Annotated in this window: 14 protein-coding genes; 12 read left to right on the top strand and 2 right to left on the bottom strand. The window is 69.3% G+C overall.

What is annotated here, in order from left to right; all coding sequences use genetic code 11:
* Positions 1–213: 213 nt before the first annotated feature.
* Genes H4W30_RS10520 through H4W30_RS10505 form a run of 4 tightly spaced genes read left to right on the top strand, consistent with a single transcriptional unit; the run spans position 214 to position 3202 of the window.
* Complete coding sequence (locus H4W30_RS10520; protein WP_126733463.1) at positions 214–609, top strand: GntR family transcriptional regulator; 396 nt, start codon at positions 214–216, stop codon at positions 607–609.
* Positions 606–1469: an ABC transporter ATP-binding protein gene (locus H4W30_RS10515; RefSeq protein WP_192742676.1), complete on the top strand. Its 864-nt coding sequence runs from the start codon at positions 606–608 to the stop codon at positions 1467–1469. Before H4W30_RS10520 ends, H4W30_RS10515 begins: the two co-directional genes overlap by 4 nt.
* 9 nt (positions 1470–1478) lie before the next feature.
* Positions 1479–2267 (top strand): ABC transporter permease, encoded by a 789-nt coding sequence (locus H4W30_RS10510; RefSeq protein WP_192742675.1) that lies wholly within the window; start codon positions 1479–1481, stop codon positions 2265–2267.
* A gap of 14 nt (positions 2268–2281) precedes the next feature.
* Complete coding sequence (locus H4W30_RS10505) at positions 2282–3202, top strand: ABC-2 transporter permease (protein WP_192742674.1); 921 nt, start codon at positions 2282–2284, stop codon at positions 3200–3202.
* 20 nt (positions 3203–3222) lie between these two features.
* Here the strand turns inward: H4W30_RS10505 and asnB are convergent, their stop codons facing one another.
* Complete coding sequence (gene asnB, locus H4W30_RS10500; RefSeq protein ID WP_192742673.1) at positions 3223–5055, bottom strand: asparagine synthase (glutamine-hydrolyzing); 1833 nt, start codon at positions 5053–5055, stop codon at positions 3223–3225.
* 344 nt (positions 5056–5399) lie between these two features.
* Here asnB and kdpF point away from each other — a divergent pair, with 344 nt between their 5' ends.
* Genes kdpF through H4W30_RS10470 form a run of 6 tightly spaced genes read left to right on the top strand, consistent with a single transcriptional unit; the run spans position 5400 to position 13157 of the window.
* Complete coding sequence (kdpF, locus tag H4W30_RS10495) at positions 5400–5501, top strand: K(+)-transporting ATPase subunit F (RefSeq protein ID WP_020630647.1); 102 nt, start codon at positions 5400–5402, stop codon at positions 5499–5501.
* Positions 5501–7162 carry a potassium-transporting ATPase subunit KdpA gene (kdpA, locus tag H4W30_RS10490; RefSeq protein WP_192742672.1) on the top strand — a complete coding sequence of 554 codons (1662 nt, stop codon included), beginning with the start codon at positions 5501–5503 and terminating at the stop codon, positions 7160–7162. Before kdpF ends, kdpA begins: the two co-directional genes overlap by 1 nt.
* Entirely contained in the window at positions 7159–9252 is a 2094-nt protein-coding gene (gene kdpB / locus H4W30_RS10485) for a potassium-transporting ATPase subunit KdpB (RefSeq protein WP_192742671.1), read from the top strand. Before kdpA ends, kdpB begins: the two co-directional genes overlap by 4 nt.
* Positions 9253–9256: 4 nt before the next feature.
* Positions 9257–9868, top strand: a complete 612-nt coding sequence (locus H4W30_RS10480) for a potassium-transporting ATPase subunit C (RefSeq protein WP_192742670.1) — start codon at positions 9257–9259, stop codon at positions 9866–9868.
* A 5-nt stretch (positions 9869–9873) separates the two neighbouring features.
* On the top strand, positions 9874–12459 hold the full coding sequence (locus H4W30_RS10475) for a DUF4118 domain-containing protein (protein WP_192742669.1): 2586 nt from the start codon (positions 9874–9876) through the stop codon (positions 12457–12459).
* Positions 12456–13157 carry a response regulator gene (locus tag H4W30_RS10470; RefSeq protein WP_126733454.1) on the top strand — a complete coding sequence of 234 codons (702 nt, stop codon included), beginning with the start codon at positions 12456–12458 and terminating at the stop codon, positions 13155–13157. The genes H4W30_RS10475 and H4W30_RS10470 overlap by 4 nt, the downstream gene beginning before the upstream one ends.
* A gap of 226 nt (positions 13158–13383) precedes the next feature.
* Here the strand turns inward: H4W30_RS10470 and H4W30_RS10465 are convergent, their stop codons facing one another.
* On the bottom strand, positions 13384–14016 hold the full coding sequence (locus tag H4W30_RS10465) for a hypothetical protein (RefSeq protein ID WP_192742668.1): 633 nt from the start codon (positions 14014–14016) through the stop codon (positions 13384–13386).
* A gap of 166 nt (positions 14017–14182) precedes the next feature.
* On the opposite strand from H4W30_RS10465, the gene H4W30_RS10460 reads away from it, so the two are divergent.
* Together H4W30_RS10460 and smc are read left to right on the top strand one after the other, a co-directional pair.
* On the top strand, positions 14183–14470 hold the full coding sequence (locus tag H4W30_RS10460) for an acylphosphatase (RefSeq protein WP_192742667.1): 288 nt from the start codon (positions 14183–14185) through the stop codon (positions 14468–14470).
* A gap of 88 nt (positions 14471–14558) precedes the next feature.
* On the top strand, positions 14559–18153 hold a 3595-nt coding region (smc, locus tag H4W30_RS10455; RefSeq protein WP_192742666.1), incomplete at its 3' end, for a chromosome segregation protein SMC.

Here is an 18153-nt window from a genome sequence, read left to right as displayed (position 1 = left end):
GTGGGGGTTGGGGGTAGTGCCAGCTCGACGTCTTCCCCCGTGTCGTCGAACTGGCGCTTCTTCTTTACTGGGGCTGGGGTTTTCCGTGAAGGCCCCCTTGAGGGATCCAACGTCCCTCAAGGGGGCCTTCACGGCTTTTCCACGTGATCACTTGACAGGCGAACCGGTCTGCATGCACCCTTTCACTACTTAATTAGTGAAAGGGTGTTGCCAGTGGTCACCTTCCACCTGGACAAGGGCTCGGGCGTCGCGACGTACGTCCAGCTCGTCCAGCAGGTCAAGAACGCCCTCCGCCTGGGATTGCTGGAGCCGGGGGACCGGCTGCCGACGGCGAAGGAAGTGGTCGCCGAGCTGGCGATCAACCCCAACACCGTCCTCAAGGCCTATCGCGAGCTGGAGCGCGAAGGGCTCGTCGAGGGGAAGCCGGGCCTCGGCACCTTCGTCAAGAAGACGCTCGGCGGCGCTTCGTTCGCGGAGCACACCCGCCTGCGGAAGAGCCTCGGCGCGTGGGTCCGCGACGCGCGCGAATCGGGGCTGGATCAGGAAGACGTCGAGGCGCTGTTCACCTCGGTGGTGGTCGATGGCTTTCGAGGGGAGCGGACGGCATGACCGATAAACCCGTCATCGAGGCGACCGGACTCGGCAAGCGCTATCGCCGCAAGTGGGCGCTGCGTGACTGTTCCCTCGCCGTCCCGAAAGGTCGCGTCGTCGCGCTGGTCGGGCCCAACGGCGCGGGTAAGACGACCTTTCTGCACCTGGCCGTCGGGCTGCTCGACCCGACCCTCGGCTCGGTCTCGATCCAGGGCACCGCCGCCTTCCTCGCGCAGGACAAGCCGTTGTACGCGGGCTTCAGCATCGCGGAGATGCTCAAGTTCGGCAGGCGCCTCAACCCCGGCTGGGACGACGAGTTCGCGCTCAAGCGCATCGACGCGCTCGGGCTTCCCTTGAAGCACAAGGTCGGCAAGCTCTCCGGCGGACAGCGCGCGCAGGTCGCGCTCACCCTCGCCCTCGCGAAACGCCCGGATCTCCTGGTGCTCGACGAACCGCTCGCGAACCTCGACCCGCTGGCCCGCCACGAGGTCATGCGCGGGCTGATGGAGGCGGTCGCCGAGACCGGGATGACCGTGCTGCTCTCGTCCCACGTCGTCTCCGACCTGGAGAACACCTGTGACTGGCTGATCGTCCTCAACGGCGGCCGCGTCCAGGTCAGCGGCGACATCGACGAACTCGTCGCCGGGCACCGGACCTTCGTCGGCCCCGCCGAGGAGGCCGACGCGCTGGCCCGGCGGGTGGCGATCGTGGACGAGGCGAGGGCAGGGCGGCAGGCGACCGTCTTCGCCCGCACCGAACCGGTCCCACTGGGTCCACAGTGGACCGAGCGGCCGGCGAACCTGGAAGAGCTGGTGCTCGCCTACCTGCGGCGCCCGGAATCCGCGAGCCTGCCTCGCCCGACACTGGCTTCGGCGTAAGGGGGAACGATGCTCTGGCTCACCTACCGTCAGCATCGCATGCAGCTGGTGATCACCGCCGGTCTGCTCGTCGTCGTCGGGATCGTCCTGCTGGTCAACGGCAACGCCGCGGCGGACAGCCCGACCCCGGCGAAGCTGTTCGCGGATCTCTACCAGTACCTTTCCTGGCTTCAGGTCGTCCCGGTGGCGATCGGCGTGTTCTGGGGCGCCCCGCTCGTCGCGGCCGAATTCGAACGCGGCACCACGAAGCTCGCCTGGACCCAGTCGATCTCGCGATTCCACTGGCTCGGCGTGAAACTGGGATTCCTCGCGGTTCTCGCCACCCTCGGCGGGCTCGCGTTCGGCACGATGATGCAGCGCTGGGTGGCCGTCTTCCCCACCGACCGCGGCGACACCGCCTTCACCAGCCGTTTCGACAATCCGGTCCTGTTCGCGATGACCGGTGTCGCGCCGGGTGCGTGGTGGCTCTTCGGGTTCGTGCTCGGCACGGCCGCGGGGGCCCTCATCCGCAAGACGCTTCCCGCCATCGCCGTCACGATCGCGGTGTCGGTGGGTTTGATGATCGGCGTGAGCAACGTCCGTGATCTCTACGCGGAACCGCGGCTCGTCGCGCTGGGCGCGGAACCCGTCGGCCGGGTGGTCGAAATGGTCAGGGACGCGGCAGGCGAGATCACCGCGCTCAAGGTCCTGCCCGCGGACTGGTACTGGCGTTTCCAGTGGACCGAAGCCGCGATCCTTGCCGGCGTCTCGCTCCTGCTCGCCGTCGCCGCCACCTTCGCCATCCGCCGCCGCTCCTAGAAAGGCACAGCTTCTTGCTTTGGCTCACCTGGCGGCAGCACCGCACCCAGCTGCTCGTCACCTTCGGATTCCTCGCCGTGCTCGGCGGGATCCTGTTCCTCTCCGGACAGCTCGCCGCCGACGCCGCGAACGGCAGGACCTCCTTGTACTGCCATGGCGGCGGCGTCCCGTGCCGTGAATACGACGCGGGGCTGGAGGATCTCTATCAGAAGGCCTACCCGCTGGTCGTGCTGGTGCCGTTCGTTCCCCTGCTGGCGGGTGTCTTCTGGGGCGCGCCGCTGCTGGCCAGGGAGTACGAGCGCAACACCCACCAGCTCGCGTGGACCCAGTCGGTCGGCCGCGGACACTGGCTGGCCGTCAAGTTCGGGGTTCTCGCCGGGTGCGCGATGCTCGCCGGGCTCGCTTCCGGGCAGATGTTCGGCGCGTGGCTGGAAATGTTCCCCGGCAAGTCGGAGAGCTTCGCCGAGACGTCCTACTTCGGTGCGCTCGGGATCGCGCCGGCGGCCTGGTGGCTGTTCGCCTTCGTCCTCGGTGCGGCGGCCGGGGCGCTCGTGCGCAAGACCTTGCCCGCCATCGCGATCACCGTCGCGGTGTTCCTCGCGGCTTCGATCGCCTTGCTGGTGCTGAGGCCGCATTACGCCGAGCCGGTGCGCACGATCGGCGCGGATCCGGCCACCAAGGGGGCGCTGATCGTCAAGCTGGGCAGGGTCACGCCGGACGGCCGCGAGACGAGTTCGCTGGACGAAGTGCCCGGTTGCCCGCTGGGGCTGGGAAAGAACGCGTGCGCTCAGGCGGCGGGATACCAGGACTTCACCGTTTACCAGCCGGTCGACCGGTTCTGGCGGTTCCAGTGGACCGAGGCGGGCATCCTGCTCGCCGCGACCGTGGTGCTCGGGGGTGCCGCGGTCGGGGGCACGGTCCGCCGCCGTCGCTGAGACGGCGGCGGACCAAAACCTCAGTCCAGCTGGAGTTCGGGCCGGTACAGGTCGAACCAGTGGTAGAGGTCCAGCGCCCGGTCGATCCCGGAGCGCTGGGCCGACGACATCGTGGCCGGGTCCACTTCGGACGCCCGGTGCAGCCAGTCGCGGTCCACCAGTTCGAACACCGGGTTGTCCCGTTCGGTCAGGGCCTCCTTGGCCTGCTGCTGCAACGCCGCCGCGTAGCCGGGGTCCTGAGTGGACGGATACGGGCTCTTGACCCGGTCCCGCACGGACGTCGGCAGCACGTGTTCGGTCGCGTGCCGCAGCAGGCTCTTTTCCCTGCCGTCGAACGTCTTCAGCGACCACGGCGTGTTGTAGACGTACTCGACGAGGCGGTGGTCGCAGAACGGCACGCGCACTTCGAGCCCGACGGCCATCGACGCCCGGTCCTTGCGGTCCAGCAGCATCCGCACGAACCGGCTCAGGTGCAGGTTGCAGACCGTGCGCATCTTGCGGTCCTGCTCGCTTTCGCCGTCGAGGTGCTCGACCTCGGCGACGGCGGTGGCGTACTGATCGGCGATGTAGCCCGGCAGGTCGAGCTTCTCCTGGACCTCGCCGCGCAGGAGGGCGCCCCGCTCGCTGGTGAGCCCCATGCGGAAGGCGAGCCAGGGGAACGTCCCCGAGTTCACCGCGGCCTCGTCGTGGAACCAGCGGTAGCCGCCGAAGACCTCGTCGGCGGACTCGCCGGACAGCGCCACCGTCGACTCCGCGCGGATCGCCTTGAACAGCAGGTACAGCGAGGTGTCCATGTCGCCAAGCCCGGCCGGGATGTCCCGCGCGGCCAGCACCTTGCGCCGGACTTCGGGGTCGCTGAGCTCGGCCGGGTTCAGCACGACGTCCTTGTGGTCGGAGCCGACCAGCCGCGCGACGTCGCGGATGAAAGGCGAGTCCGGGGTGTCCCGCACTTCGTCCGGTTTGAAGTTCTCCTCCTGGCCCTGGAAATCGACGGAGAACGTGCGCAGCCGCTCGCCCTGTTCGGCCAGCCGGGCGGCGGCGAGACCGGTGACGGCGCTGGAGTCGAGCCCGCCAGACAGCAGGACGCAGCGGGGCACGTCGGCGATCAGCTGACGGTGCACGATGTCGGTCATCAGCTCGCGCACCCGCTCGACCGTGGTCTCCTGGTCGTCCGTGTGCTGTTTCGCGTCGAGCTTCCAGTACGTCCGCGTGCGGATCCCGGAGCGGTCGACCGTGACGATGGTGCCCGGTCCGACCTCGTGCATGCCCTTCCACAGCGACCAGCCCGGGGTCTTGGTCATGGACATCAGCTCGCGGAGGCCGTCGGTGTCCACAACCTTGCGCGCCAAGGGATTCGCGAGGATCGCCTTCGGCTCGGAACCGAAGAGGACGCCGTCTCCAGTCGGGTAGTAGTAGAACGGCTTGATGCCCATGCGGTCGCGGATCATGACGAGCTTCTCGTCGCGCTCGTCCCAGATCGCGAAGGCGTACATGCCGTTGAGGTGGTCGACGACCTCGTCGCCCCACTCGAGGTAGCCGTGGAGCACGACCTCGGTGTCGCTGTCGGTCTCGAATTTGTGGCCACGCTTGAGAAGTTCCTCGCGCAGCTCGGTGAAGTTGTACGCCTCACCGCTGTAGACCATCGCGGCCAGCCCGGCTTCGGCCATCGGCTGCCTGCCGCCCGGCAGGTCGATGATCGCCAGCCGCCGGTGGCCCAGCGCGACGTTCGGCCGGACCCAGGTGCCCGAGTCGTCCGGTCCACGGCACGCCATGGTCTCGGTCATCGCGTCGACGACCTCGCGACGCTGTGTCAGGTCCGTGTCATAGGAGACCCACCCTGCGATTCCGCACATCGCTACCTCCCGGTGATTAGTTAGCGCATACAACTATCCGTAACACCGGTGTAACACGCATCGGCGGGCTTGTCTGCCCGAATTGCACGCTCCGTCCGCAGTGCGTCACCGTCTGTGGGACACGTCACCGGGCATCAAGAAGTCGTAAAGGCACCCGATCGGGGCATCAAGAGGCCGTCAGTCCCGCGCCGGAAGCGCCGTGACCTGGCGCAGTGTTGCGAGGTCCTGGTCACCGATGGGGTGACCTGTCCTGAGAGGTGCTTAGTGGCCGACTTGCTCTACGCCGTGCTCCTGATCGGCGTATTCGTGGTTCTCGCCCTGACCCTTCGCGGTCTGGAAAAGCTGTGACCGGCACGGGGACCGTGGCCAACGTCGTCGGCGGACTGCTGGCGCTGGGGCTGATCGTCTATTTGTTCATCGCACTGGTCAGGCCGGAGAAATTCTGATGTCAGACACCGCGGCCGGCCTCCTGCAGGCCGGCCTCCTCCTCGTCGCGCTCGCCGTGGTCCACCGGCCACTGGGCGACTACATGGCGCGCGTTTTCTCGACCGAGAAACACACGAAGGCCGAACGCGGCCTGTACCGCCTCTTCCGGGTGAACCCCGGATCGGAACAGCACTGGAAGACCTACGCGTCCGCCGTGATCGGCTTCTCGTTCGTCTCCGTCGTCTTCCTGTACCTGCTTCAGCGGCTCCAGGCGATCCTGCCGTGGAGCCTCGGCAAGGAACCGGTCTCGCCGGCGGTCGCCTTCAACACCGCCGTCAGCTTCGTGACCAACACGAACTGGCAGTCCTACAGCCCCGAAGCGACCATGGGTCACTTCGTGCAGATGGCCGGCCTGACCGTGCAGAACTTCCTGTCCGCCGCCGTCGGCCTTTCGGTCGCCATCGCGGTCGTCCGCGGGTTCGTCCGCTCGAAGACCGACCGCCTCGGCAACTTCTGGGTGGACCTGACGCGCGGCACGATCCGGATCCTGCTGCCGATCGCGTTCGTGGCGGCGATCGTGCTGATCGCGCTCGGCGTCGTGCAGAGCCTCAAGAGCGGCGTCGACGTCCTCAACCCGGACGGCAGCACGAGCAAGATCGCGCTCGCGCCCGCCGCGAGCCAGGAAGCCATCAAGGAGCTCGGGACCAACGGCGGCGGCATCTTCAACGCCAACTCCGCCCACCCGTTCGAGAACCCGAACGCCTGGACCAACCTGATCGAGATCTTCCTGATCCTCGTCATCCCGGTGTCGCTGACGCGCACGTTCGGCAACCTCGTCGGCAACAAGCGGCAGGGCTACGTCCTGCTCTCGGTGATGGCCGCGCTGTTCACCGCGATGCTCGCGGTCACGTGGCTGTCCGAAGCCAACGCGAGCGGCCCCGCGTCGCTGGCCGCCGGGGCGAATCTGGAGGGCAAGGAACAGCGGTTCGGCATCGGCCTGAGCTCGCTGTTCGCCAACGCCACCACCGGCACGTCGACCGGCGCGGTCAACGGCGCGCACGACAGCTACAGCGGGCTCGGCGGCGGGGGCGTGCTGCTCAACATGCTGCTGGGCGAGATCTCGCCGGGCGGGGTGGGCACCGGTCTGTACGGCATCCTCGTGATGGCCGTGATCGCGATGTTCCTCGCCGGGCTGATGGTCGGCCGGACGCCGGAGTACCTCGGCAAGAAGCTCGGCAAACGCGAGGTCACCTGCGCCGCCGTTTCCATGCTGGCGATGCCGACCGTGGTGCTGCTCGGCTCCGGTGTCGCGCTGATGCTGGCCGACACGCCGGCCGCCATGACGAACTCGGGTGCGCACGGCCTCTCCGAAGTCCTGTACGCCTACGCCTCGGCGGGCAACAACAACGGCAGCGCGTTCGGCGGGCTCACCGTGACGAACGACTGGTTCCAGTCCTCGCTGTCGGTGGCCATGCTGCTCGGCCGGTTCGTCCCGATCCTCGCCGTGCTGTGCCTGGCCGGATCCCTCGCCTCCCAGCGGAAGGTTCCGGAGACCGCCGGCACGCTGCCCACCACCGGGCCGCTCTTCGGCACGATGCTCGCGGGCACGATCGTGCTCGTCGCGGCCCTCACCTTCATCCCGGCGCTCGCGCTCGGGCCCATCGCAGAGGCACTCGCATGACCGTCACCCAGGAACGCACTCCCGAAGAAACAACCCAGCACCACGTCGAAAACACCGGCCGGGTCGGGGCGGGGATCTTCAGCCCGCGCCAGCTGCTGACCTCCTTGCCAGAGGCGCTGCGCAAGCTGAATCCCAAGCACCAGCTCGCCAACCCGGTCATGTTCGTGGTGTGGATCGGCTCGGCGCTGACCACGGTCTTCGCGATCACCGACCCGAGTGTGTTCACCATCCTCATCACCATCTGGCTGTGGTTCACCGTCCTGTTCGCGAACCTCGCCGAGGCCGTGGCGGAGGGCCGGGGCAAGGCGCAGGCGGAAACCCTGCGGCGCAGCAAGAAGGAGACGGTCGCGCGCCGTCTCACCGAAGACGGTGACGAGGAGACCGTGCCGGGCGCCGATCTGCGCGTCGGCGACCTCGTGGTCGTCGAGGCGGGGCAGGTCATCCCGGGTGACGGTGACGTCGTCGAGGGCATCGCGACCGTCGACGAATCGGCCATCACCGGCGAGTCCGCCCCGGTCATCCGTGAATCGGGCGGTGACCGGTGCGCGGTCACCGGCGGCACCACGGTGCTCTCGGACCGGATCGTCGTGAAGATCACCACCAAACCCGGTGAGTCCTTTGTGGACCGAATGATCGCGTTGGTGGAAGGCGCTTCCCGGCAGAAGACGCCGAACGAGATCGCGCTGACGATCCTGCTCTCGACGCTCACGATCATCTTCCTGCTCGCCGTCGTGGCGCTGCAGCCGATGGCGGGCTACTCCGGCAGCCAGCAGTCCGTGATCGTGCTGACCGCCCTGCTGGTCTGCCTGATCCCGACGACGATCGGGGCGCTGCTGTCCGCGATCGGGATCGCGGGGATGGACAGGCTGGTCCAGCGCAACGTCCTCGCGACCAGCGGCCGTGCGGTCGAGGCCGCCGGCGACGTCTCGACGCTGCTGCTGGACAAGACCGGCACGATCACCTTCGGCAACCGCAAGGCCACCGAGCTGATCCCGGTCGGCGAGTCCACCATGGGCGACATCGCCAAGGCGGCCCGGCTGTCCAGCCTCGCCGACGGCACGCCGGAAGGCCGCAGCATCGTCGAACTCGTCGCGAGGGAGCACGGGCTCGCGGAGACCGCGTCCGGCGAGGAGAAGCTCGCGGAGTTCGTCGAGTTCACCGCGCAGACCCGGATGAGCGGCATCGACATCGACGAACGCCAGGTCCGCAAGGGCGCAACCGCGGCCGTCCGGGAATGGGTCCGCGAACGCGGCGGCGACATGCCGGACGAGACCGAACGCGTCGTCGACGAGATCAGCGGGCAGGGCGGCACGCCGCTCGTGGTCGCGGAGTACGACGGCGGCAAAGCGTTCGTGCGCGGTGTGATCCGGCTGTCCGATGTGGTCAAACCCGGAATGAAGGAGCGGTTCGAGCAGCTCCGTTCGATGGGCATCAAGACCGTCATGATCACCGGGGACAACCCGCTGACGGCCAAGGCCATCGCGCGGGACGCGGGCGTCGACGACTATCTCGCCGAAGCCAAGCCCGAAGACAAGATGGCGCTGATCAAGAAGGAGCAGGAGGGCGGGCGGCTGGTCGCGATGACCGGTGACGGCACCAACGACGCCCCCGCGCTCGCGCAGTCCGACGTCGGCGTCGCGATGAACACCGGGACCTCCGCCGCCAAGGAGGCGGGGAACATGGTGGACCTCGACTCCGACCCGACGAAACTGATCGAGATCGTGGAGATCGGCAAACAGCTGCTGATCACCCGCGGCGCGCTGACCACCTTCAGCGTCGCCAACGACCTCGCGAAGTACTTCGCCATCCTGCCCGCGATGTTCACCGGCATCTTCGCCCAGCTCGGCGCGCTCAACATCATGCAGCTGGCGACGCCGAAGTCGGCGATCCTGTCGGCGGTCATCTTCAACGCCCTGATCATCATCGGGCTGATCCCGCTCGCCCTGCGCGGCGTCCGGTACAAGCCGTCGTCCGCCTCGGCGCTGCTGCGCCGGAACCTGCTGGTCTACGGCCTCGGCGGCATCGTCAGCCCGTTCCTCGGGATCTGGCTGATCGACCTGCTCGTCCGTCTCATCCCTGGAATCGGGTGACCCCATGAACGCACTGTTGAAGCAGACCCTCGCCGGGCTGCGTGTCCTGCTCGTCTTCACGGTCCTGCTGGGCGTGGTCTACCCGCTCGCCGTGTGGGCGGTCTCCCGCATCCCCGGCCTCGAAGGCAACGCCGAGGGCTCGATCATCACCCAGAACGGGCAAGCGGTGGGCTCGGCCCGGATCGGCGTCGACCCGGTCGCGGCGGACCCCGCCAAGGACCCCTGGTTCCACAACCGCCCGTCCGCCGGATCGAAGGACGTCCTCGGCCCCGGCGACCCGTCGTCGTCCGGCCCGTCGAACAAGGGCCCGTACAACGAGGACCTGGTCGCCGCGATCGGTGAGCGCAAGAAGCTCATCGCCGCCCGCGAGGGTGTCGAGGAGTCGCAGGTGCCCGCCGACGCGGTGACGGCGTCGGGATCGGGGATGGACCCGGCGATCAGCGTCGCCTACGCGGACCTGCAGATCCCGCGTGTGGCCAGGAACACGGGCCTGCCCGAGGAGAAGGTCCGGCAGCTCGTCGCGGAGAACACCGGCGGTGCCGGGATCGGGGTGCCGGGCGTCAATGTGCTGAAGGTCAACTTGGCCGTGCGCGACGCGGCCGGAGGAGCACACTGACAGACGTGGACGAGAACACGACCAAGCCGCGCCGGGGTGAGCTGAGGATCTACCTCGGCGCGGCCCCGGGCGTCGGCAAGACCTACGCGATGCTCGGCGAGGCGCGGCGACGCCTCGACCGGGGCACCGACGTGGTCATCGGCCTGGTCGAGACGCACGGGCGGAAGAAGACCGCGGAGCTCGTCGAGGGTCTGGAGACCGTGCCGCGCCGCCGGTCGGCGCACCGGGACCACGAGTTCGAGGAGATGGACCTCGACGCGCTGCTCGCGCGCGCCCCCGAGGTCGCCGTGGTCGACGAACTCGCGCACACCAACGTGCCGGGTTCGCGCAACGAGAAGCGCTGGCAGGACATCGACGAACTGCTCGCCGCCGGGATCGACGTCCTGTCCACGGTGAACGTGCAGCATCTGCAGAGCCTCAACGACGTCGTCGAGCGGATCACCGGCGTCACCCAGCAGGAGACGGTGCCCGACGAGGTCGTGCGGCGGGCCGAGCAGCTGGAGTTGGTCGACATCACGCCCGAAGCGCTCCGGCGGCGCCTCGCGCACGGCAACGTGTACCCGGCCGAGCGGATCGACGCGGCGCTCGGCAATTACTTCCGCCCCGGCAACCTCACGGCGCTGCGGGAGCTCGCGCTGCTGTGGGTCGCCGACCAGGTCGACGTCGCGCTGCAGCGATACCGGGCCGAGCAGAAGATCACCGACACGTGGGAAGCCCGCGAACGGGTGGTCGTGTCGATCACCGGCGGCCCGGAGAGCGAGACGCTGATCCGCCGCGCGACCCGGATCGCGAACCGCGCGGGCGCCGAACTGCAGGTGCTGCACATCCTGCGCGGCGACGGGCTCGCCGGGATGGGGCCGACCGCGGTCGGCAAGTACCGGAAACTGGCCGAAGAGGTCGGCGCGACCTTCCACACCGTCGTCGGCGACGACGTGCCGACGGCGTTGCTCGACTTCGCGCGCGGGGTGAACGCGACCCAGCTGGTCGTCGGGACCTCGCGGCGGTCACGCGTGGCGAGGCTGTTCGACGAGGGCATCGGCGCGGCCGTGGTCCAGCGGTCCGGCCCGATCGACGTCCACATGGTCACGCACGACGAAGCGGGCGGGCGGCTGCGCGCCCGTTTCAACCGGAGCCCGTTGACGCCGTCACGCCGCCTGACCGGCTGGGTGCTCTCACTGGTGCTGCCGGCGCTGGCGACGCTGCTCGGTGTCCTGCTGAGAGATCAGCTCGACTTCTCGACCGACATGGTCGCCTACATGCTGGCGACGGTGCTCGTCGCGCTCGCGGGCGGGCTCGGGCCCGCGCTCCTGGCGGCGGTGCTTTCGGCGGGGCTGCTCAACTTCTTCTTCACCCCGCCGCTGTACAACCTGACCGTCCACGAGCCGCGCAACGTGATCACGCTGATCGCGATGGTGCTGGTGGCGGTCCTCGTCGCGGCGGTCGTCGACACGGCGGCCCGGCGCGCCACGCAGGCCGCGCGGGCGCGGACCGAGGCGGCGTTGCTGGCGTCGTACGCGCGGACGGTGCTCACGCACGCCAACCCGATCGAACGGCTGCTGGAGAAGGTCCGCGAGAACTTCGGTCTGACTTCGGTGACCCTGCTGGAAAAGCGGGACGGGAAGTGGAAACGGGTGGCGAACGCGGGCACGGATCCGTGTGCCGACCCGGACCAGGCCGACGTCGACATCGCGGTCACCGCCGACGTCCACCTGACGCTGCGGGGCCGCGCGCTGCCCGCGTCGGACCGGGGAGTGCTGGAAGCAGTCGCGGGGCAGGCGTTGCTGGCCCTGCGGCAGCAGCGAACGGCGAAGGCGGCCATCCGGGCCGAGCGCAAGGCCGAGGCGACCGAACTCCGCACGGCGCTGCTGTCGGCCGTCGGCCACGACCTCCGGACGCCGCTGACGTCGATCAAGGCGTCCATCGGCAGCCTGCGCGCGACCGACATCTCACTGTCCGAAGAGGACACCGACGAACTGCTCGAAGCCATCGAGGAATCGGCGGACCGGCTGGCCGGGCTGATCGACAACCTGCTCGACTCCTCCCGGCTGGCGACCGGCGCGGTACGCCCGCACCTGCGCCCCGTCGGCTACGACGAGGTCGTCTCGCACGCTCTGTCCAATGTGGACAACTCGGCTTCGGTCCTCGTCTCGATCGACTCGCGGCTGCCGTCCGTGTGCGCCGACCCCGGCCTGCTCGAACGGGTGGTGGCGAACGTGATCGACAACGCGCTGCGGCACGGCGCGTCCGGCCAGCCGGTCTCGGCCCGCGCGAGCACGCATTCGGAACACGTCGAACTGCGCATCATCGACCACGGGCGCGGGCTGAAGAAGGGCACCGCGGACTCGGCGTTCGCGCCGTTCCAGCGGCTCGGGGGAGACCGGGACAGCGTGCCCGGCGTGGGACTGGGGCTGTCGGTCGCCAAGGGGTTCACCGAGGCGATGGGCGGGCGGATCCGGGCGGAGGACACGCCCGGTGGCGGGCTCACCGTCGTCATCTCGCTGCCCGCATATGTTGGTCAGGATCCGGAAAAGAGCCTCCTCGCGTTCGATGACGAGGGCCTCGAGAACGAAGAGGAGGAGCGAGTGCGATGAGCGCAGACACCGCGTCGGCGACCGTGCTGGTCGTCGACGACGAACCGCAGATCGTGCGAGCCCTGCGGATCAACCTGTCCGCCCGCGGCTACAAGGTGATCACCGCGCACGACGGGACGGCCGCGCTGAAGGCCGTCGCCGAGACCAAACCCGACGTCGTCGTGCTCGACCTCGGCCTGCCCGACCTCGACGGCACCGAGGTGATCGCCGGGCTGCGCGGCTGGACGACCGTGCCGATCATCGTGCTGTCCGCGCGCGGCGACTCGGCCGACAAGGTCCAGGCCCTCGACGCCGGCGCCGACGACTACGTCACCAAACCCTTCGGCATGGACGAACTGCTGGCGCGGCTGCGGGCCGCGGTGCGCCGATCGGCGTCGTCCGGTGTGGACGGTGCGGACGCGGTGGTGGACACGGGATCGTTCCGGATCGACCTCGCGGCGAAGAAGGTGCGCCGGGACGGCAAGGAAGTGCACCTCACCAAGACCGAATGGGGCGTGCTGGAACTGCTGGTGCGCAACCGGGGGCGTCTGGTGGCGCAGAAGCAGCTGCTGCACGAGGTGTGGGGCCCGACGTACGAGACGGAGTCGCACTACCTGCGGGTGTATCTGGCGCAGCTGCGGCGGAAGCTGGAACCGGAACCCTCGCGGCCGCGGCACCTGCTGACGGAGCCGGGGATGGGCTATCGCTTCGAGGTTTGAGCCCCCCGCGTGCGTCGGGCTGACGCGTTGCGAAAGCCACTTTCGCAACCTTCAACGTTGCGAAAGTGGCTTTCGCAACCTCCTGCCGCCCAGCACCGTGCCGCACTTAGTCGGCTAACTGCGGCGGCTTTCGGTGCGGGCCCGAAAGTAGTGAAGGCCGGGAAGTAGTAAAGGCCTCCTTCCCTACCCTCAAGGTAGGCAAGGAGGCCTTCACAGACCCCAAGTCTTACTGGGCGCTGCTCGTGGACGTGTCCGTGCCCGAAGTGCTGGACTTGCCCGGAGTCGACTCGCTGGGAGCGCCACTGGAGCTGGAGCCGCCACCCGGCGGGCTGGACGGGGGATCCGACGGGTCCGACGAGGGGGGCGTCGACGTGGTCGGAGTGGTTGTAGGAGTCGTCTTCGTGGTGGTGGGCTTGGTCGGCGTCGTAGGCGGCAAGACCGTGGTGCCCGGCCCAGGACCGGGGCCCGGGTTCGGCGGGGGCGGGGTGACGACGCTCGTCGTCTCCTTGCCGTCCGGCCCGACCGAGGTCACCGTGGTCGGCGGCGCCGTCGAGCTGGAGGGCGCGCCCGGCGTGGGCGAACCGCTGACGGTCATCGGGCCGCCGGGGACGGCGTTGCCCGGGACCAGCTGGACGCCGGCGGGGGCGATGCCCTGCCCGCCGCCGGGGACGCCGGTGCCGCCCGCGGTGGCGGAGACGCCGGGGCCCGCGAGTTCGGCGATCGCGGCGAAGGCCGTCGCCACCACGAGGCCGCTGACGCCGAGGACGGCGTAGCCCGCGCGGTTGAGCTTGCCGGTCGCGCCGCGCGGCGGTGCCACGGACACGCGTGCGCTCGAATCAGACCCGTCGGGACGGGGCATGTGCTGGCTCCTCGGATGGGGGACTTCGGGGAGTTCGGCTACCCGGGCGAGGTAGCCCAAGTGGGGACCCGGCGCGGAGATTATCACCGCCGCTTCACCGTCTGCGAACTACAGCGGACGTCGTGTTCACCCTCCGCGTTCATCCGCATGGTGCACGATAGGGGTCGTGAGTGAAGAAGTAACGCACATCAGGCTGACCGCGTGGGTGCACGGCCGGGTGCAGGGTGTCGGTTTCCGCTGGTGGACCCGTAGCAGGGCGCTTGAGCTGGGGTTGGCCGGCAGCGCGGCCAATCTGGCCGACGGACGTGTCGAGGTGATAGCGGAGGGTGTTCGTGAACACTGTGAGCGGCTTTTGGCCGCCCTGCGCTCTGGGGAATCACCCGGAAGTGTGGATCACGTCGTCGAGCGGTGGTCGCCCGCGAAAGGCGGGCTTCGCGGGTTCGTGGAGCGCTGAAGCCCGGCGTCCCACGATCACCGTGAGCACACAGGTAGCCTGGGTCGATTGAAAGACCGGTTCCCGCAGCCAGAGGGGTCAGCACGACGTGCACCTGAAGAGCCTGACGCTCAAGGGCTTCAAGTCCTTCGCCTCGGCGACGACGTTGCGTTTCGAGCCGGGCATCACCTGCGTGGTCGGACCGAACGGGTCCGGCAAGTCGAACGTCCTCGACGCGCTCCGCTGGGTCATGGGCACCCAGGGTGCGAAGGACCTGCGCGGCGGCAAGATGGAGGACGTCATCTTCGCCGGGACCGCCGGCCGCGCCCCGCTCGGGCGCGCCGAGGTCACCCTGACCATCGACAACGCCGACGGCGCGCTGCCCATCGAGTACTCCGAAGTCTCGATCACCCGCCGGATGTTCCGTGACGGCGCGAGCGAATACGAGATCAACGGCGACCGCTGCCGCCTGATGGACGTGCAGGAACTGCTGTCGGACTCCGGTATCGGCCGCGAGATGCACGTCATCGTCGGGCAGGGGCAGCTTTCGGCGATCCTCGAATCGAAGCCCGAGGAGCGCCGCGCCTTCATCGAAGAGGCCGCGGGCGTCCTCAAGCACCGCAAGCGCAAGGAACAGACCCTGCGCAAGCTCGCGAACATGCAGGGCAACCTCGACCGTCTCGGCGACCTCACCACCGAGCTCCGCCGCCAGCTCAAACCGCTGGGCAAACAGGCCGAGATCGCCCGCAAGGCGCAGTGGGTGCAGTCCGAACTGCGCGACGCGCGGCTCCGGCTGTTCGCCCACGACCTGGTCACCCAGCGCGAAGGCATCGCCAAGGAAGAGGCCGACGAGCGGGTCGCCCGTCAGCGGCGCGCCGAGGTCGAGCAGGCGCTGGAGATCGTCGCCGCCGAGGAGGCCGAGCTCGAAGCGTCGCTCGCCGAGGACGCGCCGAAGCTGGCCGCCGCACAGGAGACCTGGTACAAGCTTTCCGCGTTGACCGAGCGGTTGCGCGGCACCGTGCGGCTCGCGCTGGAGCGTCAGCGGCACCTGTCGTCCGACGTCCAGCAGGCGAGCACCGGCCGCGACCCCGACGAGCTGCTCGCCGAGGCCGAGCAGGTCGCCGAACGGGAGCAGGAGCTCAACGAGGCGGTCGCCGAGGCACGGATGGTGCTTTCGGAGACCGTCCAGCGGCGCGAGCAGCTCGAACACCTCGTCCAGGCCGCCGAGCGCGCGCATATGGCCGCCGTCCGCGCGATCGCCGACCGCCGGGAAGGGCTCGCGAAGCTCTCCGGCCAGGTCGAGGCCCTGCGCAGCAAGAACGGCGCCACCTCCGACGAGATCGACCGGCTCACCGTGTCGCTCGAAGAGGCGGCCGAGCGGGCCGAGATCGCCGTCGAGGAACTCGAAGAGGCCAAAGCGGCTGGTGGCGTCGAGGAATCCGACGACTTCGAGCTGCAGGCCCATCACGACCGCGCGGTGGAGGCCAACAACGCCGCCAAGGCCCGCGTCGAGGAGCTGGTCAAGGCCGAGCGGGCCGCCGAACGCGAGATCGCGTCGGAGAAGGCGCGCGTCGAGGCGCTGTCGATGGGGCTGCGGCGCAAGGACGGCGCCGGGGCGCTGCTCGGCGCACAACACGAACTTCCGGGCCTGCTCGGTTCGGTCGCCGCGCTGCTCACCGTCGAAGCCGGACACGAGGTCGCGCTGGCCGCGGCGCTCGGGCCGGTCGCCGACGCGGTCGCGGTCAACGGCGGCGAAGACGCGCTCGCCGCGCTGAAGTTCTTGAAGGACAACGACTCCGGGCGCGCGGGCATTCTGCTCGGCGGCTTGGAATCCACTGTGGACACCAGCTCCTGGCCGTCGCTGCCCGAGGGTGCGCGCTGGGCGCGTGAAGTGGTCAACGCGCCGCCCGCGTTGCGGTCCGCCGTCGAGCACGCGCTGGACCGGGTGGCCATTGTGGACGGTCTGGAGTCCGCGCGCCGTCTCGTCGAGGTGTATCCCGAAGTCAGCACGGTCACGCCCGAAGGCGACGTCTTCGGCGCGCGCTGGGCGGTCGGCGGGTCGGCCCGCAGTGAGAGCGTCATCGAGGTGCAGGCCGCGGTCGACGAGGCGAGCGATCGGCTGAGCGCCGCCGAGCGCGCGCTGGAACGCACCGCCGCGGAACTCGAAGGCGCCCGCGCGGGACAGGCCGCCAGGCGCGAAGAGGTCGGCAGGGCCAAGGAAGCGCTCGGGGACGCGAAGGTCCGCAAGGCGCGCTCGTCCGAGCGGCTGAACCGGATGCAGCAGGCCGCCCGTGCCGCGCAGGCCGAAATGGACCGGCTGAGCAACCAGCGCGCCAAGGTCGAGCAGAGCCGCGAAGAGGCATTGCGGCAGCTCGCCGAACTCGAAGAGCGGCTGGCCGCCGTCGCCGACCAGGAGGTCGACGAGGATCCAGACACCGCCGAGCGCGACCAGGCCGCCGAAGACCTCGGCACGGTCCGCCAGGAGGAGATGGAATCCCGGCTCGCGCTGCGCACCGCCGAGGAGCGCGCGCGGAGCATCCAGGGCAAGGCCGAATCGCTCCGCCGGGCCGCGCACGCCGAGCGGCAGGCGCGCGAACGCGCCGAAAAGTCCAGGGCCGCGCGGAAACGCGGCGCCGAGATCGCCAACGCGGTGGTCAACGGCGGCGAGATCGCGCTGGAGCGCATCGAGGTCTCCGTGCAGCGCGCCGCCCACGAACGGGACGAGGCGCAGGCGCAGCGGCAGTCCCGGGAGACCGCGCTGACCCAGGTCCGCAGCAAGGTCCGCGAGCTGACCGGTGAACTGGAGAAGCTCACCGACGCCGTCCACCGTGACGAGGTGCTGCGCGCCGAGCAGCGGCTGCGGCTGGAACAGCTCGAAACCAAGATCGCCGAAGACTTCGGTATCGGTCTCGAGGACCTCGTCGCCGAGTACGGCCCGGACGTTCCCGTGCCGCCGAGCGCGGGGGAGATGGCCGAGTACGAGGCCGCCAAGGAGCGCGGCGAGGACGTCACCCCGCCGCCGCCGATGCCGTTCGACCGCGACACCCAGGCCCGCCGGGCGAAGCGCGCGGAGAAGGACCTGAGCCTGCTGGGCAAGGTCAACCCGCTGGCGCTGGAGGAGTTCGCGGCGCTGGAGGAGCGCTACAAGTTCCTCTCGACCCAGCTCGAAGACCTCAAGGACACCCGCAAGGACCTCGAAGCCGTCATCAAGCAGGTCGACGAAAAGATCCTCGAGGTCTTCGCGTCGGCGTACGAGGACGTCGCGCGCGAGTTCGAGACGGTGTTCAGCGTGCTGTTCCCGGGTGGCGAGGGGCGCATGGTGCTCACCCAGCCCAACGACCTGCTCTCCACCGGCGTCGACGTCGAAGCACGGCCGCCGGGCAAGAAGGTCAAGCGGCTCTCGCTGCTCTCCGGTGGCGAGAAGTCGCTCGTCGCCGTCGGCATGCTGGTGGCGATCTTCCGCGCCCGGCCTTCGCCCTTCTACGTCATGGACGAGGTCGAGGCCGCGCTCGACGACACCAACATGCGGCGGCTGATCGGGTTGCTGGAGCAGCTGCGGGACTCTTCGCAGCTGATCATCATCACCCACCAGAAGCCGACGATGGAGATCGCCGACGCGCTGTACGGCGTTTCGATGCAGGGCGACGGCATCACGAAGGTGATCTCGCAGCGCCTCCGTACGTCCGAAGAAGAGCTCGTCACCT

This window comes from Amycolatopsis roodepoortensis (assembly GCF_014873915.1).
GTDB classification, from domain to species: Bacteria; Actinomycetota; Actinomycetes; order Mycobacteriales; family Pseudonocardiaceae; genus Amycolatopsis; species Amycolatopsis roodepoortensis.
This window is presented reverse-complemented; position numbering and strand designations above follow the sequence as displayed.

Excerpts from the sequence above, each read along its gene's own strand:
- H4W30_RS10515 (WP_192742676.1), top strand. The coding sequence starts at position 606 with ATGACCGATAAACCCGTCATCGAGGCGACCGGACTCGGCAAGCGCTAT.
- H4W30_RS10510 (WP_192742675.1), top strand. The coding sequence starts at position 1,479 with ATGCTCTGGCTCACCTACCGTCAGCATCGCATGCAGCTGGTGATCACC.
- asnB (WP_192742673.1), bottom strand. The coding sequence starts at position 5,055 with ATGTGCGGAATCGCAGGGTGGGTCTCCTATGACACGGACCTGACACAG.
- kdpA (WP_192742672.1), top strand. The coding sequence starts at position 5,501 with ATGTCAGACACCGCGGCCGGCCTCCTGCAGGCCGGCCTCCTCCTCGTC.
- kdpB (WP_192742671.1), top strand. The coding sequence starts at position 7,159 with ATGACCGTCACCCAGGAACGCACTCCCGAAGAAACAACCCAGCACCAC.
- H4W30_RS10480 (WP_192742670.1), top strand. The coding sequence starts at position 9,257 with ATGAACGCACTGTTGAAGCAGACCCTCGCCGGGCTGCGTGTCCTGCTC.
- H4W30_RS10470 (WP_126733454.1), top strand. The coding sequence starts at position 12,456 with ATGAGCGCAGACACCGCGTCGGCGACCGTGCTGGTCGTCGACGACGAA.
- H4W30_RS10465 (WP_192742668.1), bottom strand. The coding sequence starts at position 14,016 with ATGCCCCGTCCCGACGGGTCTGATTCGAGCGCACGCGTGTCCGTGGCA.